This window comes from Planktothrix prolifica NIVA-CYA 540, assembly GCF_963864145.1.
In the GTDB taxonomy this organism is placed as follows: Bacteria; Cyanobacteriota; Cyanobacteriia; order Cyanobacteriales; family Microcoleaceae; genus Planktothrix; species Planktothrix agardhii.
The window spans coordinates 4685801-4705930 of record NZ_CAWLTW010000001.1 but is presented as its reverse complement, the minus strand read 5'-3'; the positions used below and the strand labels follow the sequence as shown (position 1 = coordinate 4705930).

Genomic DNA, 20130 nt, shown 5'->3' with positions numbered 1-20130 from the left:
TTTCACAGCTTACTGTTCCGGTGTTCCCTCCCCCCCTAGCCCCCCGTGCACGGGGGGTTTGGGGGGGCTGTTCCGGTGTTCCGGTGTTCCGGTGTTCCCTAGCACTATAGTGAATTTTTGTTACAAGTGCGAGTCAGAAATACTGAGACTAATCTGATAGAAACGGCTAATCCTAGGTAACTTAACGCCCTATTGAACTTGAAATTATGGAAAAAATTGGGTAAAATTTAATACTAAATATTGCGTTGGTGGGGTGTAGCCTAAATGACCTATAGCCTGAGAATTGCTGATTTACCCAGTGATGAGCGTCCCCGCGAGCGACTGATGGCCATTGGTTCCAGAAATTTAGCCACGGCTGAATTGATTGCAATTTTGTTAGGAACAGGTCAGGGAAAGGGGAAATTATCGGCCGTTGGTTTAGGACAATATATCTTAAATCAGTTGGGTCAACATCAACGAGATCCCCTAGCGGTATTGCGGGATATTGGGGTTCATGAATTGACTCAAATTCATGGTATTGGGCCAGCAAAAGCCACCACAATTCTAGCGGCCATTGAGTTGGGAAAACGGGTTTTTCAGTCCAAACCCCCCGATTTAGCCGTTATTGAGACCCCCCAAGCCGCCGCAGATGCCTTAAGCCATGATTTGATGTGGCAACCCCAAGAACGCTTTGCGGTGTTGCTATTAGACGTTAAACACCGTCTATTGGGAACTCAAGTAATTACGATTGGAAGTGCAACGGAAACCATCGCCCATCCTAGGGATATTTTCAGAGAAGTCTTAAAAAGCGGCGCAACCCGGGTGATTATTTCCCATAACCACCCATCGGGGAATGTTGAACCCAGTGCGGCAGATATTACTTTAACTCGTCAATTGTTGCAAGGGGCACAACTTTTGTCTATCCCGATTTTAGATCATATTATTTTAGGAAATGGTAATTATTTAAGTTTAAGAACTACCACATCTTTATGGGAAGAATATCCCCAAGCGGAGTAAAAATTTACCCTTTTGTTGTTTTCTGTTTTAGGATTTAACGTGCTTAATTAACAACTGAGCGATCGCTTGTAATTGTTGTTTATTAAAGGTTTTTAATAGAACTTTAACTACCTCTTTCGGATCAGCCGGAATTGTGATTTCTTGAGTCGCGGGTTTAGCGGTGGCTTTTGCACCCGCCAAGGAAGATAAAGCCGCACTGGGGGCAATGGTACTGGCTTTTCCTGCTTGTAAGAGTTCGGCTCCTTGCTTTAACTCATTAATAATTGGGGTCGCTAAAACCTTAAAAGAATTTTTAGGATTTGCGATCGCACCATGGGCCGTTTTAACTAATGTTTGCCAGGGTTCAATTCCTACCCCAACCTTCGTTAACCGAGCGCATAAACCCGCCAATTGTTTACGAGTTTCCGGGGAGTCCGCCTGTTTAAATCCCTGCAACATCGGTTTGAGAACCGTCATCACTTGATTAACGGCATTGGCAACCCCAGGTGTTGCTGTAGCTGTTGGTGTTGTCGCTTTTGGAGTTGCCACGGCTACCTTACCACTAATTAAATCCTTCAAGTGGTTTTCTAACTTGTCATACAGAGGTAGAGAAGCCTGGAGAATTTTTTCCCCTATTTCTTCTGAAAGTCCGGCGGGACTGGCGGCTCGATCAATAAGATTTTTCAATACTTCAAACCCCTTACTATAAAGGGTTTGAGTTGTGGCATCAATTTTTAAAGGCGTGTCTTTAACCAGCTTAAAACAATCTTCTAGGCGTTTAGACACCTTATTAATACTGGCCAGACTGGGCATATTCTCCATCAACATCGCTGCCGCCCCCTTAATGGAGTGAGCCGCCCGATAGATAGAGGCCACTTCTTCCCGGTCTGGATCGGCCATAATTGCGGGGAGCTTTGTTACCCCCATTTGCAGGGTTTCGAGACGCTCCTCAGCCTCTTCCATGAAGATAGCAAAGATTTTTTGGTCTTGGTTTGTTGGCACAGCAGCCCTCCTAAACCCTTGAATCAGTAATCAGTTATCAGTTATCAGTGTAAGAGTTGATCTGTGATTGGTCAACCGGAATATCTGAGGGGGGGAGTTTTTCCAGATGAATGAGTGCTTCCATCACCGATTTCACAATGGGTGCAGCCACAATTCCTCCGGCGCGACCTTCTAAGGGTTCATCCACCACCGCCACCACCACATAACGGGGATGGTCAACACTTAAAATTCCGACAAAACTGGTAATGAGGGCGTTAGAAGAATAGCCTCCATCAGCCGATGCTTTTTGAGCCGTCCCGGTTTTGCCAGCAACCCGATAATTTTCTATGGAGGCTTGGGTTCCAGTTCCTCCTTCTTTAACCACAGTTTCCATCATTTTTAAAACGGAATTAGCTGTTTCAGATGAAAACACTTGTTCCGGTTCACTCAGGGGCAATTTCCAATAGAGTTGGCTTTTGCTGTTGTATAACCCTTGAACAACGTGGGGAGTTACCAGTTTACCGCCATTGGCTAAAAGACTATGGAGTTGGGCTAACTGAATGGGAGTAATGGAAAATCCTTGGCCAAAAGCTGTGGTAGCGGGTTCAATGGTGGCGGAAACAAATTGTTCTTTGGATTTTAGGGTACTGGTGGCAGCAAAGGGTAAATCAATGCCCATGGTTGTTCCTAACCCCAAACGTTTTAAGCCTTCATAAAATACCTCCGGCTCCATCCGTTGCATAATTCGCACCATGCCCACGTTACTGGAATATTTGACCACATCGGTGATATTAATTTCGCCTCGAGCGGAACCATCGGCATTTTGAATCGGCCAACCTCCAACTTGAATTTGACCTTGATCATTAACAACAGTATCCGGTTTAATTGCTCCTGCTTCTAAGGCTAAAGCAACGTTAATTGGTTTGAAGGTTGAACCGGGTTCATAAAGATCCGTTAAGGCCCAATTTTTAAACCGTTCTAAGTCAAATTTATAGTATTGATTCGGATTATAGGTCGGTTCATTGGCCATGGTTAGTACGGAGCCATCGGTGGCATCCATGACAATTACTGTTCCCCGTTTGGCTTTGTATTCTTTAAGGCTTTTCTGGAGGGCTTGATGGGCAACTCGTTGTAAGGAGGAGTCAATTGTTAGCCTTAATTCTAAATCATCAATGGGGATAAACCCTGTGGCGATTCGTTCAGGAACCCAAGCACCATTAGCAGCCCGTTGAAAGGACAAGGAGGGCATGGTACGTTCTAGTAAGTTTTCCTGACTATATTCAATTCCAGCTTGACCTTTACCTTCAAGATTGACATGACCCACAACATCTGCGGTGTTTTCCTGTTGCGGATAAAGTCGTTGACGACTTTCTAATAGTTCTAATCCATCTAATCCCAAATTTTGGATATGATTGGCGACTTGTTCGGAGATTGAATCTGCAACTTTAATTCCACTTGGAGATGTACCAAATAGGGTTAAAAGTTCGCTCTTGAGTGGGGTAGTTGAATCTTCTCGCAATAATACAGGGGCTAACTTTTCGGCAATTTCATTGGGAGTTTGTTTAAAGAGTTTAGGGTGAACATAAAGGGTATAAACTCGCTGATCTAAAGCCAGAATATCTCCTTTGTGATCGGTAATTGAACGTCTGGGAACAAACGGTAGGATTTTTTGTTGTTGTTGAGATAAAGCCTGTGCTTTTAGGAAGGAAGATTCTTGACCTATTTGTAAACGAAATAAATTCAGGGATAGACCAACAATTCCCCCTAATATTAATAACCAAACTAATATTAAACGCCTGCGATCGGCTCTTACTGGGGCAGAGCGATCGCGCTTTCTAGGATAGGCTACAAAGGGAAGATCAACCGAGCTTTTCCTTAAAGGAGTAGAACCTGAATTCCGAGATGGGGAATTTTGACCTTTACCTCCCCAGACGGTTCTTTTTCGCCCACGCTGACCAGGAGAAGAACGCTGTCGTTGAAAACGAGAACCCGAAGAATAGTCTGAAGAAGCCATACTAACTTACTCAATACCAATCAATAACTGATTACTGTTAACTGTTAACTAATGACTGTTACAGACGCGCCAGGGCGGCGTCTCTACACTGATGACCATTTAATATCCTAAAGGTCTTTTTACTGTGGACACCGGAACAGGATCTAATTCGATCACAGTATTGGGTTCTGGAGAGGGGTGGGGACGGGGTTTCGCCGGTTCAACATAAATCATATCACCAGGTTGGGGAACCACAAGACCTGTGGTGGGCCCGTCGGCGGTGATTGCAATTTCATTTTTTAACATTTCTTGAGCCGTCCGTAGTTGTTGTTCCGTGGCTCGTAACTTTTCTAATCTGGGATATTCCTGTGTCCAACTCGACTCTCCATAAACCGTTAACCCATAAACGGTTAAAGTTGAACCAATAATCAAAGAGGTGATAACCGATGAAACCTTTTGTACCGCAATTATAGAACCAAGCCATAAAGGTTTGGGTTGAGGTTTAGGGAGGGCTTTAACAACAGTTGATCTCGGCAGGGAGGAAGGGGGATGAACCAAAGGTACAGCATTTGTCAAGGAGGCTTTAACCCGTTTTTTCCGAGCCTGATCAAAGGGAACAACCTTACTTTGTACCCAAGGAAGATCAACGGGACTAGAAGTTCTGCGTCTAGGAGAAGGTGTCGATTTGAACGCAACAGTCATACTAAATTTACCTATCTTGACTTGAGATCAACGGTGGGGGGAAAGGGAACGGCGAGGGGGGATCGGAAAGTCGGCGTCGTTAGGAATCATCCTCAGCCAAAAAATCTAACCTTTAAATGATCAATCTAACTTAGTAACTATCTAATCACAAAAAAACCTAAAATATTGTTAAATTTCAGTTTTGTATATTAATTCAATCCATTTTAGTTTTTTATGCTCCTATTGCAGTTTAGTACGTCCCATTATTGTCGAAAAGCCCGTTTAGCATTGGGGTATAAAGGGATTTCTTATCAAGTGGAAAATCTCACCCCCGGACTTCATACCCTGAAACTCAAACCCCTAACGGGACTGACAACGGTTCCGGTTTTATTACCCCAAATAGAAGGTCAACCCCAGGCGATCGCCGACTCCACTGAAATTTTTAAGTATTTAGAGCATAATTATCCTGATCCCCCCTTATTTTTTGTTGATCCCCACCTACAAACCCAAGCCGCATTATTAGAAGATTGGTTAGATGAAAGTATTGGCACAGCCACTCGATTTGTTTATTATCAGTTTCGGTCTGGAGAGGGGAAACAAATTGATCCGTCCCTATCGAGTTTATTGGTAATTCGGGTTGTGTGTTGGCAATATCAGATTAATGCGGCTGCCGTTGAACTGGCCAAAACCCGCTTAAAAAAGGCTTTTGAGGTGTTGGAAGTCTGGAAAGAACGGCCCTATTTAGTAGGCGATCGCATCAGTATTGCGGATATTGCTGCTGCGGCATTGCTCAGTCCCCTGGCCTTAATTCCCGAATACCGCCAAAGTTACCCCTGGATATTTGACCGTATTACCGAAATTCACAATATTTGCAGTGAACCTTTACCGCCGGGATTACAAGATGCAGGGGAAGTGAGGAAGTAGGAAATGGGGAAAGTGCGAATATACGTTCAAAATCTAGTACCATTATCCCAAATCTAAACCTCGCGTCAGCGTAGGATTTTCCCGAAAATGCGGAGGGTAGGGGAGAGGTTTCCTCGCCCTAAAAATGTAAGTTGAAGCACCATTCCCATCCGTATTAGACCTGTTTTGTAATCGTAGAGCAGTAGAATCCATGACGACCATCGCAATTGATCAGATTGATAAGATTGTTTGGAACCATCACCAAGATCCCTTTGAAGTGTTGGGTTCCCATCAAATTGAACACGAGGGTAAAACGGTATGGGTAGTAAGAGCATACCTCCCTAATGCGGAGGCGGCATGGGTTCTGTTGCCCGAACAACGACAGGAATACCCCATGCAGTCCGTCCATAATCCCCATTTCTTCGAGTGCATCATTGAGACTCATGAACTCTCCAACTATCAACTGCGAGTCAAAGAAGGGGAACATGAAAAGGTGGTTTATGACCCTTATGCTTTCCGTTCTGCCCAATTTACCGATGTAGATGTCCACCTGTTTGCAGAAGGGAACCACCACCGGATTTATGAAAAATTAGGTGCCCACCTAATGACCGTCAATGACGTGGCTGGGGTGTATTTTGCCGTTTGGGCTCCCAGTGCACGGAACGTTTCCATTATTGGTAACTTCAACAATTGGGATGGCCGCCAACACCAAATGCGGAAATTGGGCAATGGAGTTTGGGAAATGTTTGTCCCAGGACTCGGAGTGGGTGAACATTACAAATATGAAATTAAAAACTGGGAAGGACATATCTATGAGAAAACTGACCCCTACGGGTTTTATCAAGAAGTTCGCCCTAAAACCGCTTCCATTGTTGCCAATTTGGATGCCTACCAATGGCGCGATCAAGATTGGTTAGAGGAACGACGTCATAAAGATCCCCTAAAATCCCCGATTTCAGTTTATGAATGCCATTTAGGGTCTTGGAACCGCGCTCCTTTTGATCAACCCCATGTTTTACCTGATGGCACCGTTGAACCTGCTGTACAAGCCACTGAGCTTGATCCAGGGGGTCGTTTTTTAACCTATCGGGAACTCGCGGATCAGTTAATTCCCTACGTCAAGGAATTAGGCTTTACCCATATTGAATTATTACCGATTGCTGAACATCCCTTTGATGGATCTTGGGGATATCAAGTCACCGGATATTATGCCCCGACTTCCCGGTTTGGCAGTCCCGAAGATTTCATGTATTTTGTCGATCAATGCCATTTGAATGGTATTGGGGTGCTTGTGGACTGGGTTCCGGGACATTTTCCTAAAGATGGACATGGTTTACCCTTCTTTGATGGCACCCACCTTTATGAACACGCTGACCCCCGCAAAGGCGAACATAAAGAATGGGGAACCTTAGTCTTTAACTATGGTCGCAACGAAGTTCGTAATTTCCTGGTTGGTAACGCCCTATTCTGGTATGACAAGTATCATATTGATGGAATTCGGGTGGATGCGGTCGCCTCGATGCTGTATCTGAACTATTTACGTCCCGATGGTGAATGGGTCGCCAACGAATACGGCGGTAGCGAACATATTGAAGCGGCGGATTTCCTGCGTCAAACTAACCATGTTCTGTTTAGTTACTATCCGGGGACGTTATCCATTGCAGAAGAATCAACTTCCTGGCCGATGGTGTCCTGGCCCACTTACGTTGGCGGGTTAGGGTTTAACCTGAAATGGAATATGGGATGGATGCACGATATGTTGGATTATTTCAGCATGGACCCTTGGTTCCGTCAGTTCCATCAAAATAACATCACTTTTAGTATTTGGTATCACCACAGCGAAAACTTTATGTTGGCGCTCTCCCATGATGAGGTGGTGCATTGTAAGAGTAGTATTGCTAACAAAATGCCGGGGGATGATTGGCAAAAATTTGCTAATGTTCGGTGTTTGTTTACCTATATGTTTACTCACCCGGGTAAGAAAACTTTGTTCATGGGAATGGAGTTTGGTCAGCGTCAAGAGTGGAATGCTTGGGGGACTTTGGAATGGGAATTGATGCAATATCCCGCCCACCAAGGGATTAAACGGTTATTCCAATCTTTGAATGGACTGTATCGCAGTGAACCTGCATTGTATGAACAGGATTTTGCTGAAGCTGGGTTCCAATGGATTGATTGTACGGATACTCGTCACAGTGTGGTGTCGTTTATTCGACGGGCAAAAGATCCAGAAGAATTTGTGGTGGTGGTCTGTAATTTTACGCCCCAACCCCATAGTCATTATCGCGTCGGTGTTCCTGAATTGGGATTCTATACCGAAATATTCAATAGTGATTCCGGTGAATTTGGTGGCAGTAATATGGGGAATTTAGGGGGTAAATGGACGGATGAATGGTGGTTCCATAATTATCCTCATTCCTTGGATTTATGTTTACCACCTTTGGGAGTTTTAGTGCTCAAATTAGACCGACCGAAAACGGAAGCCGCCCTCCAAGCTACTGCGGTGGAAGTTCCTGCTTTAGAGGCATAGTTAGCTTGAATTGAGTTGATGAAAAACAGCGATCGCTATTTTTTAAAAGTGGCGATCGCTTCAATTTTTATAGGATAAAAAATTAATTAGAAAAGCATTTTTATAAAAATAAATTCTTAAATTATATCAATTTTAAATTAGGTTATATATCGTTATTTTAATTAAATTTCTATTATAATAGAATCAGATTGTTTAAAATCTTACAATGTCAATTCATGCAACTTCAGGACGATGGCGCTTAGGGCTAGGGTTAGCACTATTAACAGCATTTTTATGGGGGATTCTACCGTTAGCATTAGCGATTATTTTACAAGGTTTAGATGTTTATACCGTAACTTGGTATCGATTTTTCATTGCTTTTGTCCTGTTAGGCGGATATTTAACCATTCGTAAACAACTTCCTAATCCAGAAACAATCCGTTTAATTCCTTGGGGTCTATTAGGAATCGCCGCAATATTTTTAGCAGGTAACTATATCCTATTTGTGCAGGGTTTAGCCTTAACTTCTCCCACTAATGCTGAAGTTTTAATTCAAACATCTCCGGTTTTAATGGGATTAGGAGCATTAGTTATTTTTAAAGAACATTATACTCGCTTACAATGGTTAGGGTTAGGGGTATTAACCTTGGGATTTAGTTTGTTTTTTAATGAACAATTAAAAGTGCTAGTTACTGCTTCTAATCAATATTTATGGGGAAGTTTTTTACTAGGAATTGGAGCTATATGCTGGGCAATTTATGCCTTAGCTCAAAAACAACTATTACAATCCCTTTCCTCCTCTCAAGTTATGGCATTTATTTATGGAAGCTGCACGATTTTATATTTACCCGTAGCCACGCCTACCGCAATTTTTAGCCTCACTCCATTTCAGGTATTAATCCTACTATTTTGTGGACTTAATACCTTAATTGCTTATGGGTGTTTTGCCGAATCTTTAGAACATTGGGAAGCTTCAAGGGTCAGTGCTGTTTTAGCCTTAGCTCCGATTATTACCCTGATTTCTGTTGATAGTATTGCGGTATTATTTCCCCATTTAATTGAACCGGAAAATTTAACTATTTTTGCTGTGATAGGAGCGATTATTATAGTTACAGGTTCGATGATGATTGCATTAGGAAAAAAAACATAATAGGAAATTATTAAACCGGGTTGGGTGAATATTTCCCAAAAAACCCGGTTATTATTTCAGAATTAACCTTCTGATTTCTCGAAATTTAACGCCGCAGAATTCATACAATAGCGTTGTCCGGTGGGTTTGGGGCCATCATCAAAAACATGACCTAAATGGGCATCACAAGCCGCACAAAGAACTTCAGTTCGACGCATGAAGAAACTGACATCACTTTTGCAACTAATATTATCTTCTTTGATAGGTTGCGAAAAACTCGGCCATCCGGTTCCCGAATCAAATTTTGTTTCGGAAGTAAATAACTCCGTGCCACAACAAACGCATTTATAAATACCCTTTTCTTTATTATCATGGTATTTTCCTGTAAATGCGCGTTCCGTGCCTTTTTTGCGAGTTACAGAGAACTGTTCATCGGTTAATTGTTGTTTCCATTCGGCATCGGTTTTCTTGATTTTATCCATCATTAAGACCTCTAGTAAAGTAAGCTGTTCCGGTGTTCCAGTGTTCCCTATTTAGCCCCCCGTACACGGGGGGTTGGGGGGCTGTTCCCTATTTAGCCCCCGTACACGGGGGGGTTGGGGGCTGCTCCCTATTTAGCCCCCCGTACACGGGGGGTTGGGGGGGCTGTTCCCTAATATTTAATTACGAGTTAACCATTTTTGTGCATTTAAACGCTGAACTACGCCAAACACTAATAAATCAAGGTTGATTTTTCGTTCATCTCCTAAAAATGGCTCAATTGTAGAAGGTTTAATCCCGTTTAAAGCACAGGTAAATAACTTTAAAGAACTAATATCTTCATTGGGAAAATAGACATTAAACTGTCGTTTTCCCTGTTGCCATTGACCAACTACTTGCCAACAATCTTGATTTTCTCCTAAGCTAGAAGGCAATTTTTCTTTGGCAAATTTGAGGTCTAAATTCTCAACACCTTGACTATTTAATGCTTTTTGTAAGGCGGGAATATAGTCCTGTTGGATAAACTCACCGAAAGGTTTATCTTCTAATGCCGGGGCTTTGGCTTTCTTCTGGGCTTCAGGTTTTTCGCCTGGTGTTTCTGGGGTGGCTTCAGGGTTGGGTTTTGTTTCTTCAGACATGGAGACTTCCTTACTTTAATTTCAACAACAATTTACCAGAATATTCAAGCTATTTTAACGGATGATTGATTGCTGTGCAGGGGAGGGAAAACCCTACCCCTGATTTTTTTAGTTAAATTTCGGCGGCGGCTCGTTCAATTAAACGACGGGCTAAGGTTTGAGTTCCGGTATGGGTATAATAGTTAGTAGTCATGTCCAAAAATGCAGCAACATAATCTAACTTATCATTGGTAATATCGACAAACCCTTGCAGGTTTTTAACTACTTTTTCCGGGGTTAAATCATGTTGAGAAACAAAATCTCCCATCCAACCCTTGACGGAATCAAAACTTCCTTGAATAAATTGTAATTTTCCTTCAGAATTATCCCCAGGAATGACATCATTAATCTTTTTAAAGCCTTCATTTTGTTCTAATTCTTTCGGGGTTAAGTTTCCAATTGTTGATAACGCCGAACTAATAAAATCTGGCCCCAAAGGAATTAAACCATCTAAACAAACTAACGCCGTCATCCGCATTAAAGATTCTCCGCCATAATCTCCTAATGCAGCTAAAAAGTCCCCAATACTATCACCTGGGATACCATTAATTAAACAAAATCCCACTAATTCCGCCACTAATTTTAGGGATAAATCAATCGCTTGGGCTTTATTTGGTTTGGGGGTTAATTGATTTAAGAAGCCTAAAAAGCTGACACTTTCTCCGATTTTATTGGCTAAAGCTGCTGCTCCTAAAGCCGTTCCAGTGCTATCAATAGTTTGATATAACCATAATGCCCGTTGATAATCTTGTTCTTGTTTTTTGTCATTATAGAGCCATAAAGCCCGTTCACTGACCTGTTGAATATAGGCGGGGTCATCTTCTCCGGTAATAGTTTTAACTGTATTTTCAAACCCTACTAAATTATTCCATTGACCAGGAATTACAAAGTCTAACCCGCGTAAAACCATGACGGTAACGCCACCTGTCGGTAAATCATCAACTAATTGAGTGATAGATTGGCTCACAGTAAATCTCCTAAAATAGTGCAGTTATTGTTGATAGAAATGCTAACTAATATTATTTGACTCGGGATAACCCATTCAAATTGAATTTTCCAATCCATTCTTCTCGGTCATTGGCGGTAAAAGATTCTGCCCGAGATTGGACTTTGACTTGATGGCGGTTTGCCACTAAAATAGCCGTAGTATTTTTACCTTGAGTAACGGCCGGATATCCACTAATAGTTTTACTACTTTGTTGATATTTTGTCGCCGCACTGGGATTATTAGCCAAGTCATTAATCGAAAGCATGGCTACATTTTGCCCGCCTTGATTTAATTTAGCTTCGGCAAAACCAGTTTTTTCCTGAGCAAAAACAACCTGATAACCGTCTTGACCTTTGGGGAAAAACTTATTAAATTGGCTGCCAGAAACAGCTTTCTGTGCCACAGTAGTTGGGGCAGATTTATTAACAGATTGATTCCCCGACGGAGGTGTAGAAGCTTTGCCCCCGCAAGCCGATATTAATAACGACATTGCTAGGGTTAAGGCGATTAAAACTTTAGGTAATTGTTTAAAATTCATACTTTAGGCAAAAAAAAGGTAAAAATCGGCGATTATTCCCCTATAGTTGGGGAAAATAACCCTTATTTCCCCTAGTATAAGCTTTTTAGAGGAAAGGAGAAGCCAGAAGTTCTACAAGTTTGACTTCATAAAGGATTGAAGATATTTATACCATCGGACGGCTAGAGAAATTTCAGTAAAGGGAATTTGGACAATTTTAGCAGTATCGGTGAATCTAAATTCTAACGCGATCGCTTTTCCTTTTTCTGGGGGAATATTCGGGTCAACGGCCTGATTTTCCACTAATAACCCCAAGGACTCCACCTGTTTGAGAGAAAAGGTTTCTAAATTAATCGGGCCTTTGCGGGTGGGTTTTCCCCAGGTTAGGTCGGTTTCCTTGAGGCCCAAGACCGCATAAATGTCATATTTAGCCTTATCAAAATGGGTCGCCCAGGCTTGATAGGCCTCCAATTTTTGGTATTCATTCCAACCCGACCAAGCTAAACTAATAAATACCGCCAGCAGGGGAAGCCACAATAAACCACGTTCCATAATAGTTTTTTCTGTGTGTTAATTTAGGATCTATGATCCTCTATTTTGAGGATGATAGATAGAATAGAAACAAGATTGTATGTTCTGACCCAAGAAACCGGGTTTCTTAGGTTTAGATGTTAACCTATCATCAACCTCAACTTTTGAAAAACTATGAAAAAATTTTTCCTATTCTGCTTATTTTTAATTGGTTTGGGCTGGGCAGTTTCTAACTTCTCCGGTCTTGCTAATCAAGGCAGTTATGATAGTATCGTACTTGATTTTAAGGAATCTTTAGGGCAATCAGAAATTGCCAATCAAGTGCGGTCAATTTCTGAACAATATCAAATTGTTCCCTATCTCAATAGTGAATTTTCCCAAGCAGATAACGTTTATGTGGTTAGAGGGGATGCTAAATTACTCAAATCCTTGAGAAAATCTTTGGGTAAACAAACAGAATTTATTGAACCCAATTATATCTATAGTGCTGACGAAATCCCAGGAGGAAATTCCCAAGCTGCGATTATTTATGATACGGCAAATGCAATTCCCAATGACCCTTTATATGGAAAACAATGGAATTTTCGCAGTATTAATTTAGAAGGAGCCTGGAGTGAAACCCAGGGAGAAGGAGTTACTGTTGCCATTATTGATAGCGGAGTTAGTCTAGTTCCCGATTTAGAACAGACTCAATTTGTCGAAGGCTATGATTTTGTAAATGATAAAATTGAAGCCTTTGATGATAACGGACATGGAACCCATGTTGCCGGAACTATTGCCCAATCAACTAATAATAATTATGGTGTAACAGGCATTGCTTATAAAGCCAAAATTATGCCCTTAAAAGTATTAAGTTCCGGGGGCGGAGGCACGATTTCTGATATTGCCGAAGCGATTAAATTTGCTGCTGACCATAACGCCGATGTAATTAACATGAGTTTAGGTGGTGGTGGCGAAAGTAACTTAATGCAAGAAGCCATTGATTATGCCTATTCTAAAGGAGTTGTAATTATTGGCGCGGCGGGAAATTCCGGGGAAAATTGCGCCGGATATCCTGCCCGTTATCCTAAAGTTTTAGGTGTAGCCGCGTTAGATGCGGCGGGAAATAAAACCCCCTATTCTAATTTTGGGGCTGGGGTTGATATTGCCGCCCCTGGAGGATTAATTGAAGGGGAAAATCAAGTCGGAGGTATCCTACAAAATACCATTGACCCGGCAACGGGTGAGGCGGTTTTTGCGGCTTTTCAAGGTACAAGTATGGCGGCGCCGCACGTTGCTGGAGTAGCCGCATTAATTAAAGCTAGTGGAGTTACCGAACCAAATCAAGTAATTAATATTCTCAAAGAATCTGCCCGCAAAGTTGCAGAAGACCCCCTAAATCATTTTGGGGCGGGTCATTTAGATGCTACAAATGCTGTACAAATGGCATTAAAAGGACAAATTACTTTCCGAGATTTCTTTCGTTGGTTACGCGATAATGGCTATCTGAGTCCTCGGTTTTGGGTTGATGGCGGGGCGGTAGCATTATTACCTAAATTAGCGATGGTTTTGGGTTCCTATTTATTAGCTTGGTTTCTGAGAAATTATTTTCCGTTTCAATGGGGTTGGTCTTTGGCTGGAGGATTAGTTGCTGGAAGTAGTGGTTTATTTTTCCTGCGGGGTTTCTATATCTTTGATTTACCCCAATGGCCGATGCGAATGATGGGTAGTTCTCTCCCCGAATTAGGGGGAGCAATTCAAGGAAGTTCTACCTTAAATCCCATTTTTGCTAGTGTATTAATTCCAGTAATTTTAATCCTATTATTCCTGGGACATCCCCAGTGGAAATGGGTAGCGATTGGAATAACAATTGGAACAGCAAGTTGTTTAGGAATTAGTGCAATAGTATCTCCTACTGTTTGGGGATTAGGCACAGGTTTCGTCTCTCAATTGTTTTTAGTTACCAATGCTTTGTTATGTTTTGGGTTAGCTCGTTTAGCGATTAAAACTCAGGTGAACGCAATATGAGTATTACAGTAACAGGTACAATTGAACGCAAGGGATTTGGTTCTGGAACCTGGGCATTGGTCAGCGATAGCAAAACCTATGAACTCCATAATCCTCCTAAAGATTTGCAAAAATCGGGATTAAAAGTCACCATTAAAGGTGAAATTCGAGATGATATTATGACCGTGGCAATGATTGGCCCTGTGTTAGAAATAGAATCTTTTGAAACGGCTTAATTATTGAGCCATAACAGGGAAATCCTCCTGATTTTAATTGGGGAGTTAGTGACCTAATATTTGGGAGGATTTTCAAAGAAACTGAACATGGAAATTAGTAAGTACCTAAACAAAATTAATTACACATCTTCCACCCTGTTCCCTCCCCCCCTAGCCCCCCGTGCACGGGGGGTTTGGGGGGGCTGTTCCGGTGTTCCCTCTCTCAACTAGGTAATTTATTTTGTGCAACTACTTAATGAGATATATTGATTTATTTTGTGGAATTGGAGGATTTAGAATTGCGATTAATCAAGTATTAACTGCTAAAAATATTCATCCAGAATGTGTTTTTTCCTCGGATATTGACCCCGATGCCCAAAAAATATATCAGATGAATTTTGGAGAACAACCCGCCGGAGATATTACCCAAATTGAAGCCGAAGATATCCCCGAACATGATATTTTATTAGCGGGGTTTCCCTGTCAACCCTTTAGTATTTGTGGACAGCTTAAAGGGTTTGAAGATACCAGAGGAACGTTGTTTTTTGATATTGCTCGAATTTTAGCTAATAAAAAACCTAATTATTTTATCCTAGAAAATGTCAAACAATTAGTCGGACATAACCAAGGAAAGACTTTAAAATCTATTATTGAAGTTTTAGAAAAATTAGGTTATACTGTTGAATATAAAGTATTAAATGCTTTGAATTGTGGATTACCCCAAAAGCGAGAACGAATTTTTATTGTCGGTTATCGTCAATCTTTACCGTTTCAGTGGGAAATTCAAAAAATACCGATGAAACCCTTAAGCGATATTTTAGAACCGCAGGTTTCAGACTTTTATTATGCTTCGGAAAAAATCCGTAATAATCGTTTAATTAAATATCAGGGTAAAACCCATACTGAACCGACAATTTGGCATGAAAATAAAGCAGGTCATATTAGTGCTTATCCCTATTCCTGTGCATTAAGAGCCGGGGCATCCTATAATTATTTATTAGTCAATGGAGAAAGAAGATTAACCGAGCGAGAAATGCTGCGTTTGCAAGGGTTTTCCGATGAATTTAAAATATTGGGTTCCTATTCTACTTTTCGCAGGTTAATTGGCAATAGTGTGGCCGTTTCTTGTGTAGAAATTGTGATGAATTGCTTATTAAATACGATAGAAAATTTTGCTATAGATTTGAAGTGACCACAAAGGCACGAAGACACGAAGAAATCGGGTTTTTGTGTCACCTCTGGCCTAATGACAAGTTTCGCGCTAGGCTTTATGTTAATAAATTGCAACAATCACTAATTTTGACGAGGAACCCTAGGTTGCATAGGGACGTCACCAACAGAATGCTTGAGTTAGGCCCTGTGTGCCGGATAACCTAAGTATTCTCACGGAAACTGAAAATAATTTCTGTCTAGGAAACAACTAAAACATGACTGCAACAACTGTCCGTATCAACTACGAAATTAAAGACCCCTCCCTCGCGCCGAAAGGAAAACAACGGATTGAATGGGCTGGCCGTGAAATGCCTGTTCTGCGCCTGATTCAAGAACGCTTTGCCAAAGAAAAACCCTTTGCTGGTCTGCGGTTAGCCGCCTGTTGTCACGTTACGACGGAAACGGCCCATTTAGCCATTGCCTTAAAATTGGGTGGCGCCGATGCGGTGTTAATTGCCAGTAACCCTCTGTCTACCCAGGATGATGTTGCAGCGAGTTTAGTTGTTGACTACGGAATTCCGGTCTATGCGATTAAAGGGGAAGACGCCGAAACCTATATTCGCCACGTTCAAATTGCTTTAGATCATCGTCCTAATATTATTATTGATGATGGTAGCGATGTGGTGGCTACTTTAATTCAAGAACGTCAACACCAAATCCCCGACTTGATTGGGACAACGGAAGAAACCACCACCGGAATTGTGCGTTTGAAAGCGATGTTGAGAGATGGGGTTTTAACTTTCCCCGCCATGAATGTCAACGATGCCGATACTAAGCATTTCTTTGATAACCGTTATGGTACTGGTCAATCAACTTTAGATGGAATTATTCGCGCTACTAACGTCCTGTTAGCGGGTAAAAATATTGTGGTGGCTGGTTATGGTTGGTGCGGAAAAGGTACCGCACTGCGGGCACGAGGTTTAGGCGCCAATGTGATTGTCACCGAAATTGACCCGGTGCGGGCAATTGAAGCGGTGATGGATGGTTTCCGGGTGATGCCGATGGATGAAGCTGCATCGGTGGGAGATTTATTTATTACTGTGACTGGGAATAAGCACGTTATTCGCGGCGAACATTTTGACGTCATGAAAGATGGCGCCATGGTTTGTAATTCCGGTCACTTTGATATTGAAATTGACCTGAAAACCTTGGGAGAAAAAGCCACGGAAGTTAAAGAAGTTCGTAACTTTACCCAAGAATATAAACTCAAAAACGGTAAATCCGTTGTGGTATTGGGAGAAGGTCGTTTAATTAATTTAGCGGCGGCCGAAGGACATCCTAGCGCGGTGATGGATATGAGTTTTGCTAACCAAGCCTTAGCTTGTGAACATTTGGTGAAAAACCAAGGTAAATTGGAACCGGGAATTCATTCTATTCCTGAGAATCTTGACAAAGAAATTGCCCGTTTGAAATTGGATGCCATGGGGATTAAAGTTGATAGCTTGACTCCTGAACAAATTGAGTATGTCAACTCTTGGACATCGGGAACATAAATTGTTTCTGATGTAGATTTTTGAGCTACTCTCTAAACCGGGTTTCTAAACCTGAAACCCGGTTTTTGATGTTAACAATTTAATTTTAAAAAAGATTATGACTGAATGGATTACTAATACTATGAGTTCCTTGGGATATCTAGGAATTGGGTTATTAATGTTTTTAGAAAATCTATTTCCACCTATTCCCTCTGAGTTAATTATGCCCTTAGCGGGTTTTACTGTATCCAGGGGAGAAATGCAACTTTTCCCTGCGATTGTAGCGGGAGTTGTCGGAACAATATTAGGAGCATTTCCTTGGTATTATGCTGGTAAATTCTTTGGAGAAGAACGTTTAAAACAGTTAGCGGATAAGTACGGAAAATGGATTACGGTGTCCGGTAGAGATATTGATAAAGCCAATAATTGGTTTACTCGATATGGCGGCATGGCCGTTTTTTTATGCCGTTTAGTTCCTGGGGTAAGAACCTTAATTTCTTTACCTGCGGGTTTGAATAATATGCCGTTAATTCCCTTTATTATTTATTCTACCATTGGCACAACGCTTTGGGTAAGTTTTTTAACCGGAGCCGGATATTTATTGGGAGACCATTACGATTTAGTCGATGAATATTTGGGCCCGGTTTCTAAGATTGTGTTATTAATTTTAGTCATTGGTTTTGGACTTTGGATTCTTCGCAAAAACATGAGAAAAAGCGCCGAATAGTAGAGACGTGCCACGGCGCGTCTCCTCCCTCAGTTATCAGTTTAATTATCTTTGAAACCGTTGGCGAATTCGGGAGACTAATAAATCCACTTCGGGTAATTTGAGAAATAGAATTAATACCATAAAAACAATTAGGCCGATAATCCCCGGAAGCACTAATTCTAGTAATAAAAACCCAAAATTATCACCGAGGGCTAAAATTCTTAAGCCTTGTAATGTTCCCCAACTCACCAACCCAGAAATTAGACTAATAAATGTTAATCCCAAAAATGGTAAACTCCACTCCCGCCAGGGTAAACCATTTAATTTTATATGTAATAGCCATAAAAACATCACCATGGAAACAATATTAACCACAACTGTTGCGAAGACTAAACCCGGCGCACCCCAAGATTTAACTAACATAAAATCCAATAACCCATTCAAGAAAATATTAAAAATACTAACTTTAAAAGGAGTCTGTCCATCTCCTAAACCATAAAATACCCTAACTAATACATCCCGTCCTAAATAAAAGAACATCCCCACGGAATAGGCAACTAAAACCGAAGCCACAAACTCCGACGCCTGTAAATTAAACGCATAACGTTCATAAACAATTCTCACCGTCGGTAAGGCTAAAGCTACCATTAATGTACTTAATGGTAACATAGTAATAGCTGTTAATATTAACGCTTGACGAATCCGATCTTTTAATTCTGGCCATTGTTCAGGATCTCTTAAACGAGCAAAAACGGGTAAAAAAGGAACCAAAATCATATTAGAAATGATTCCTAAAGGCGTTTGAACTAATAATCCAGAATATCCCATAGCCGATGCAGCTTGAGGAATATAAGAAGCAAAAAATAAATCCGTATAGACATTAATTTGTAACATTCCTGATGATAAAGTCGCGGGTAGCATCACTTTCATCACATCTTTTAATCCCGGTATTTTAAAATTAAATCGTAGTCTTAAAGTCCCTAACCCCGATTTCCACATCGCCGGAACTTGAATAATCCATTGTAAAACCGCCCCCGCCAAAGTCGCCCAAGCTAATACTTCCCCTCCTAAAACCATATATTTAGGACTACCTACCTCATCCCCTAAAATCCCAATTAAAACCCCTAATCCTAAAATTAAAGCCGCACTAGAAAACAAAGGACTAATAGACGGCAACCAATACATATCCGCCGCATTCAGTGTACCAAATCCAATCCCAATTAAACCAGCAAATAAAGCCATCGGAGCCATAATTTTTAACTGTTCAATGGCAATATTTCGGGTGGCTATTCCTTCTGGAGTTAGGCTTAAACCCGGAGCCATTAAATCAATTAATGGGGTAGCAAAAATTACTAACCCCACCGTTACGACTAATAAAACCATTCCGACTAATGTAGAAACAGTTTCGACTAATGCTTCTGCATCTTTTCGCTCTCTATTTGCTAAAGCACTAACAATTGCACTATGAAACGGGCCGTTAATTCCACCCAATAAAATTAATAAAAATCCGGGGATAACATAAGCAAAATTATAAGCATCAATAGCTGGCCCCACACCAAAAGCCGCCGCCATTACTTGTTGACGGATTAAGCCAAATACTTTACTAATTAGGGTAGCAACTGCAACAATAGTGGCAATTCCTACTAATGAACGAGAGCGTTTAGGTTCTTCTGACACGGAATATCCACAGGGGTTAAAATCCAAACCCTAGTTTAATCGGAATTGACCACTATTCAAACCTATTGCTCATGGATTCTTATTTGTATCGCTATCCGCCCCTGGAGTCTGGAGTTTTGCTCAAACGCTATAAACGATTTTTAGCGGATATTCAGTTAACCTCCGGGGAGGTCATCACCGCCCATTGTCCGAATACCGGGCCGATGACCGGGGTTTGTATCCCTGGAAACCCGGTGATGGTGTCCTACAGCCCCAGTAAAACCCGCAAATATCCCTATACTTGGGAGTTAATTCAGTTAAATTCGGAGGTTGACCCCCCCCAGCCCCCCCTTGTTAAGGGGGGGAGAGAAGAATCGGAACAATATCTTGAACCCACCCTTACCAAAGGGGGGAGAGAAGAATCGGAACAATATCTTGAACCCACCCTTACCAAAGGGGGGAGAGAAGAACCGGAACAATATCCTCAAACCCCCCCTGATACAAGAACGAAATCTT

At 41.6% G+C, this 20130-nt stretch carries 18 protein-coding genes and 1 pseudogene; 10 read left to right on the top strand and 9 right to left on the bottom strand.

All coding sequences use genetic code 11. From position 1 onward, the window contains the following. The first annotated feature begins 264 nt into the window (after positions 1-264). Positions 265-996: a RadC family protein gene (radC, locus tag AC559H_RS20855; RefSeq protein WP_026795059.1), complete on the top strand. Its 732-nt coding sequence runs from the start codon at positions 265-267 to the stop codon at positions 994-996. 27 nt (positions 997-1023) lie between these two features. Here the strand turns inward: radC and AC559H_RS20850 are convergent, their stop codons facing one another. The 3 genes from AC559H_RS20850 to AC559H_RS20840 all read right to left on the bottom strand — a co-directional run bounded on the left by AC559H_RS20850 (position 1024) and on the right by AC559H_RS20840 (position 4651). Beyond that, positions 1024-1977, bottom strand: a complete 954-nt coding sequence (locus AC559H_RS20850; RefSeq protein ID WP_026795060.1) for an Hpt domain-containing protein — start codon at positions 1975-1977, stop codon at positions 1024-1026. A 37-nt stretch (positions 1978-2014) separates the two neighbouring features. Continuing rightward, positions 2015-3970 (bottom strand): peptidoglycan D,D-transpeptidase FtsI family protein, encoded by a 1956-nt coding sequence (locus AC559H_RS20845; protein ID WP_026795061.1) that lies wholly within the window; start codon positions 3968-3970, stop codon positions 2015-2017. Between the two features lie 99 nt (positions 3971-4069). Continuing rightward, positions 4070-4651 carry a hypothetical protein gene (locus tag AC559H_RS20840; RefSeq protein WP_051319462.1) on the bottom strand — a complete coding sequence of 194 codons (582 nt, stop codon included), beginning with the start codon at positions 4649-4651 and terminating at the stop codon, positions 4070-4072. Between the two features lie 213 nt (positions 4652-4864). Between AC559H_RS20840 and AC559H_RS20835 the strand changes: the two genes are divergently transcribed. The 3 genes from AC559H_RS20835 (at position 4865) to AC559H_RS20825 (ending at position 9192) form a co-directional block, all read left to right on the top strand. After that, a complete protein-coding gene (locus AC559H_RS20835) occupies positions 4865-5554 on the top strand; it encodes a glutathione S-transferase family protein (RefSeq protein WP_026795062.1) in 690 nt (229 codons plus the stop codon). A 190-nt stretch (positions 5555-5744) separates the two neighbouring features. Next, entirely contained in the window at positions 5745-8063 is a 2319-nt protein-coding gene (gene glgB, locus AC559H_RS20830) for a 1,4-alpha-glucan branching enzyme (RefSeq protein WP_026795063.1), read from the top strand. 205 nt (positions 8064-8268) lie between these two features. Beyond that, on the top strand, positions 8269-9192 hold the full coding sequence (locus AC559H_RS20825) for a DMT family transporter (RefSeq protein ID WP_036831259.1): 924 nt from the start codon (positions 8269-8271) through the stop codon (positions 9190-9192). A gap of 62 nt (positions 9193-9254) precedes the next feature. Here the strand turns inward: AC559H_RS20825 and msrB are convergent, their stop codons facing one another. From msrB to AC559H_RS20800, 5 genes are all read right to left on the bottom strand, one after another. Continuing rightward, the gene (gene msrB / locus AC559H_RS20820) at positions 9255-9656 is read right to left on the bottom strand and encodes a peptide-methionine (R)-S-oxide reductase MsrB (protein ID WP_026788276.1); all 402 of its coding nucleotides are present in this window, start codon (positions 9654-9656) and stop codon (positions 9255-9257) included. Between the two features lie 174 nt (positions 9657-9830). Beyond that, a complete protein-coding gene (locus AC559H_RS20815; protein ID WP_026788277.1) occupies positions 9831-10289 on the bottom strand; it encodes a DUF2996 domain-containing protein in 459 nt (152 codons plus the stop codon). A 112-nt stretch (positions 10290-10401) separates the two neighbouring features. Next, complete coding sequence (locus tag AC559H_RS20810; protein ID WP_026795065.1) at positions 10402-11295, bottom strand: hypothetical protein; 894 nt, start codon at positions 11293-11295, stop codon at positions 10402-10404. Positions 11296-11347: 52 nt separating this feature from the next. Next, positions 11348-11854 carry a hypothetical protein gene (locus AC559H_RS20805; protein ID WP_026795066.1) on the bottom strand — a complete coding sequence of 169 codons (507 nt, stop codon included), beginning with the start codon at positions 11852-11854 and terminating at the stop codon, positions 11348-11350. 111 nt (positions 11855-11965) lie between these two features. After that, on the bottom strand, positions 11966-12385 hold the full coding sequence (locus AC559H_RS20800) for a hypothetical protein (RefSeq protein ID WP_026795067.1): 420 nt from the start codon (positions 12383-12385) through the stop codon (positions 11966-11968). Between the two features lie 153 nt (positions 12386-12538). On the opposite strand from AC559H_RS20800, the gene AC559H_RS20795 reads away from it, so the two are divergent. From AC559H_RS20795 to AC559H_RS20775, 5 genes are all read left to right on the top strand, one after another. Further along, entirely contained in the window at positions 12539-14371 is a 1833-nt protein-coding gene (locus AC559H_RS20795; RefSeq protein ID WP_026795068.1) for a S8 family peptidase, read from the top strand. Further along, on the top strand, positions 14368-14586 hold the full coding sequence (locus AC559H_RS20790) for a hypothetical protein (protein WP_026795069.1): 219 nt from the start codon (positions 14368-14370) through the stop codon (positions 14584-14586). The genes AC559H_RS20795 and AC559H_RS20790 overlap by 4 nt, the downstream gene beginning before the upstream one ends. A gap of 235 nt (positions 14587-14821) precedes the next feature. Then, on the top strand, positions 14822-15757 hold the full coding sequence (gene dcm / locus AC559H_RS20785; RefSeq protein ID WP_051319463.1) for a DNA (cytosine-5-)-methyltransferase: 936 nt from the start codon (positions 14822-14824) through the stop codon (positions 15755-15757). Positions 15758-15992: 235 nt separating this feature from the next. After that, entirely contained in the window at positions 15993-17270 is a 1278-nt protein-coding gene (ahcY, locus tag AC559H_RS20780; protein ID WP_026788284.1) for an adenosylhomocysteinase, read from the top strand. 97 nt (positions 17271-17367) lie between these two features. Further along, positions 17368-17976, top strand: a complete 609-nt coding sequence (locus AC559H_RS20775) for a DedA family protein (protein WP_026795071.1) — start codon at positions 17368-17370, stop codon at positions 17974-17976. Positions 17977-18021: 45 nt separating this feature from the next. Here the strand turns inward: AC559H_RS20775 and murJ are convergent, their stop codons facing one another. Further along, entirely contained in the window at positions 18022-19635 is a 1614-nt protein-coding gene (gene murJ, locus AC559H_RS20770; RefSeq protein ID WP_026795072.1) for a murein biosynthesis integral membrane protein MurJ, read from the bottom strand. Positions 19636-19706: 71 nt separating this feature from the next. On the opposite strand from murJ, the pseudogene AC559H_RS20765 reads away from it, so the two are divergent. Then, positions 19707-20130: pseudogene (locus AC559H_RS20765) on the top strand (hypothetical protein); the annotation flags it as partial.

Excerpts from the sequence above, each read along its gene's own strand:
- ahcY (WP_026788284.1), top strand. The coding sequence starts at position 15,993 with ATGACTGCAACAACTGTCCGTATCAACTACGAAATTAAAGACCCCTCC.
- glgB (WP_026795063.1), top strand. The coding sequence starts at position 5,745 with ATGACGACCATCGCAATTGATCAGATTGATAAGATTGTTTGGAACCAT.
- AC559H_RS20805 (WP_026795066.1), bottom strand. The coding sequence starts at position 11,854 with ATGAATTTTAAACAATTACCTAAAGTTTTAATCGCCTTAACCCTAGCA.
- AC559H_RS20845 (WP_026795061.1), bottom strand. The coding sequence starts at position 3,970 with ATGGCTTCTTCAGACTATTCTTCGGGTTCTCGTTTTCAACGACAGCGT.
- AC559H_RS20815 (WP_026788277.1), bottom strand. The coding sequence starts at position 10,289 with ATGTCTGAAGAAACAAAACCCAACCCTGAAGCCACCCCAGAAACACCA.
- radC (WP_026795059.1), top strand. The coding sequence starts at position 265 with ATGACCTATAGCCTGAGAATTGCTGATTTACCCAGTGATGAGCGTCCC.
- AC559H_RS20790 (WP_026795069.1), top strand. The coding sequence starts at position 14,368 with ATGAGTATTACAGTAACAGGTACAATTGAACGCAAGGGATTTGGTTCT.
- AC559H_RS20775 (WP_026795071.1), top strand. The coding sequence starts at position 17,368 with ATGACTGAATGGATTACTAATACTATGAGTTCCTTGGGATATCTAGGA.
- AC559H_RS20835 (WP_026795062.1), top strand. The coding sequence starts at position 4,865 with ATGCTCCTATTGCAGTTTAGTACGTCCCATTATTGTCGAAAAGCCCGT.
- AC559H_RS20800 (WP_026795067.1), bottom strand. The coding sequence starts at position 12,385 with ATGGAACGTGGTTTATTGTGGCTTCCCCTGCTGGCGGTATTTATTAGT.
- AC559H_RS20825 (WP_036831259.1), top strand. The coding sequence starts at position 8,269 with ATGTCAATTCATGCAACTTCAGGACGATGGCGCTTAGGGCTAGGGTTA.
- AC559H_RS20840 (WP_051319462.1), bottom strand. The coding sequence starts at position 4,651 with ATGACTGTTGCGTTCAAATCGACACCTTCTCCTAGACGCAGAACTTCT.
- AC559H_RS20795 (WP_026795068.1), top strand. The coding sequence starts at position 12,539 with ATGAAAAAATTTTTCCTATTCTGCTTATTTTTAATTGGTTTGGGCTGG.
- msrB (WP_026788276.1), bottom strand. The coding sequence starts at position 9,656 with ATGATGGATAAAATCAAGAAAACCGATGCCGAATGGAAACAACAATTA.
- dcm (WP_051319463.1), top strand. The coding sequence starts at position 14,822 with ATGAGATATATTGATTTATTTTGTGGAATTGGAGGATTTAGAATTGCG.